The 3260-nt window shown below is 30.3% G+C and carries 1 protein-coding gene and 1 pseudogene; both read right to left on the minus strand.

What is annotated here, in order from left to right; all coding sequences use genetic code 11:
* Nucleotides 1-812: 812 nt before the first annotated feature.
* Nucleotides 813-1292 carry a GNAT family N-acetyltransferase gene (locus tag AMD00_RS18870; protein ID WP_053418562.1) on the minus strand — a complete coding sequence of 160 codons (480 nt, stop codon included), beginning with the start codon at nt 1290-1292 and terminating at the stop codon, nt 813-815.
* A gap of 178 nt (nt 1293-1470) precedes the next feature.
* Nucleotides 1471-1984, minus strand: a pseudogene (locus tag AMD00_RS24050) (IS1595 family transposase); the annotation flags it as partial.
* Between the last annotated feature and the right edge of the window lie 1276 nt (nt 1985-3260).

Below are 3260 nucleotides of genomic sequence, written 5' to 3' on the forward strand. Positions count from 1 at the left end.
CGAACACGGAAGTTAAGCTCTTTAGCGCCGATGGTAGTTGGGGGTCTCCCCCTGTGAGAGTAGGACGTTGCTAGGCACATTAAAGCACAACTGATTTAATCAGTTGTGCTTTTTTTATTGTTAAATTTCACTCTAATGGTTCAATGTTAATAAAAAGATAGCAATAGATATAATTTCCAACTTCTTTATATGTATTTGGAAATCAATTTTTAATCGGAATTGTTCATAGCTTTTAAATGCAAACATGTTTAATATAAGTATCTCCCTATGCTTCTTGATGCCTTCAAAAAAACATTTAAAAATGGAGAGATCAAAAAAATTGATATACCGGTTTTGAATGTCTCATGGCTACTGTTAACTCCTTTCTCTTTCGATAGAGACATGATGCACTCTTTTGTATTTTTCATTGTAAGCAGGTATTCTTTTTACATATGATGGTGGCCGTCAGCTATTCTATACTAGAAGCAGGTTGCCCTAATTAAAGAAGATTCTACGCGTTATGAACGTTGGATACATATCTATAAAGACGATTTCTACACTTGCACCATACTGTTGAAGATATATCTATATATTTTTTAAAATCTAAGTATATAAAAATCTCGATGATCGTGCATTCTCCCCTCGATTATTTAAAACCTTAATAAATATTATTGAATCAGTTCAGTTTCTAAAGGTTCACTTTTATTTAAAGGTTCTTTTCTCAAAGATTGTTGCTATCTTAACCGTAGAGGGATCTAACGCCTGGAAGTAGACCTTTTATAAGTTAGTTTGAGAAAAAACGTAAACTAATCAATTAAAAAGACGTACTATAATCAGTACTTCTTTTTAATTGATACAAAAATGTCTTTTTCTAATTGCCATTTTAACATAGCATCTACTACCCCAATTTTATTCATACTTAGCTTTTCTAACACTCTAGTTGATGAGATATTATCAACCAAGCATTCAGCAATTACTTTATTAACATTTTTAAATGAAAACGCCCATTCTATAATTTCTTTTACTGCCTCTGTGGCGTATCCTTTATTTTGTGCTGAAGGTATAATTCCATATCCTACTTCAACTGTGTGTTCTGAATTTGGTTTACCTTTAAATCCAATGTCGCCAATAATTGTGTTTGTTTCTTTATTGATAACCAGCCATACACCCCAACCAGAAAGGGTAGAATCTTCTTCTAAATCCACTAAATACTGAATGATGTGAGGACCAATTTCATATTCTTCCCTTGAAAAATTTGATAATGCTTGTTTTGTACAAGGGACAATTTTGAGCCGTTGTGTTTGCAAATTCATCTTTGTACTCCTTTTTATATAAATTTGGCTGTTGCCTCAAATATGGATGCTAAATAAATCATTTAGGTTAACATGAAATCGAATTTTAACTAAAACACTACATCGGAGAGTACCTTTTCCTCCTAATTGTTTAACAGTTAGTTGAATAGTGGTAATATATCTATTCTACAAATGCTTCCTAAAAACCTTTACTTAGAAACTTATCTCTTATTGATTTTACTGTGAAACAGTTAAATTTTTGAAAAGCAGAATAAAGCATTTCCTCAACTCGAATTTCGAATGCTAAGTTTTATGTAATTCAAGCAACGATATCAGTAGAGGTAATGGTGAAAATAATACGTACCAACTCCCTAAAATCGCTCCATCCATCCTTTTAAACGACGATGGAAGTTATTAACGTGTTGTATATGAAAAATCCTTTTTACTCTTTAATTTTGATTTTAATTAACTCTTTAGTGCTTAAGATTTTTTGATGCTGCAAATTTTTTATAATTAGTAGCTGTATAAGCGCACAATAAATAAGAGGGAGATATATGGTCCCCGATAACTGCATCAATTTCTTCTGCTTTTACGCGAACTCCTTCCGCCGTTCTCGCGATTATATAGTTATTTCGATCTTATGCTACAATTACAGCAACTTTTTGATTTGAAATCCCTCGTTTTTCATCTTTTTGCCTAAAGTTTTTGTTTTTAAGGAAACAGAGTGTAGTTATAGAGAACTTTTTTCTTATTAAATCGAAATATACTAGTCTACTTATCATCATAAAATTTATCAACCTTATATACTCCGTTTTATTTATAATCATATAGGTTGTTCTGTGTTTTAACATAGAGTAGTAACCCCATACCTACATAATCGACTAATTCTTCTATTCTTAACACAAGGTAAGGCTACCCTAGGTTATGACAAGAGGTGAATTCTGTTATAATCGATAAATTAGACTTATCATAAGTATTATTTATGAATTTCTTATTTAGATTACTTTTGTTTTATAGCATCTAATAATTGAAATCAACTCAAATAATGATTGAGATGTTTAGTCGTAACTCCATTGCAACTGTTGATTTAGTTTTAATACGAGTGTAAGGGATCGTGTTCTAATACTTATTTAGTTAACTAGTTCTTAAATGTCAACTACACATAGGTGCTTAGTACATTAGAAGTTGATAATTTGTTATCTTATGCTGCAGCTAATAAAACTAAGCATATGTCCTTAACCAATGATCTTTGAATAATTAAATTTGTGACATCTACTATAACAAGAATGTAGGAGCTAATGCTATAGAATGAAGAAGTACCTTCAGGGTTGAAATATTTAAGTCATCTTTGTTAGGTTTATTCTTTCTGAGTATAGGAAATAGATCTTACTTATCTCTACGTTACCTAACAATTTGTCCAGGTTCATTTGTTTTAGATCTGTTAATAATCAAAACATCTGAAAGAACGGTCTAGTGTACTTTAATCTTTTCCCTCAAAATAAATTCGATTCATTTATAAAATATGATAAAAGTGATTTCATGAAAATCTCTTTTAAATGATAATAATCGAATGTGTAAAGTCACCTAGTTTCTTTATTGGTTTTTTAATACTATTAGAAATATCCTTATATGAATAAAAGTATTAATATAAAGTTGAAAAATTTAGCCTTATACAATAAGGGGCACATCCTTAGAAATATACTTAAGATCTTGCTCTAACCGCATAGAGACGCCTGTTTCCGATGAGTTACTATTACAAAAAAATCTCCTTTATATTTTTTTGTAATAAAGTGTTGACACTTGTATCTATTGTATTGTATTATATTAATTGTCGCTAAGACGTACTGAGCAAAACTTAATAACTTCACTGTTTAAAAACTTTTTAAATAAAGTTGTTGACAGTTGAAGAAGAAAATGTTAAGATTTAAAAGTCGTCAAAACAAAACGACAAAATGAACCTTGAAAACTGAACATGCAAGACGTTAATCA

This window comes from Viridibacillus arvi, assembly GCF_001274945.1.
Lineage (GTDB): Bacteria > Bacillota > Bacilli > Bacillales_A > Planococcaceae > Viridibacillus > Viridibacillus arvi.

Coding starts and splice junctions, on each gene's coding strand:
- AMD00_RS18870 (WP_053418562.1), bottom strand. CDS start 1,292: ATGAATTTGCAAACACAACGGCTCAAAATTGTCCCTTGTACAAAACAA.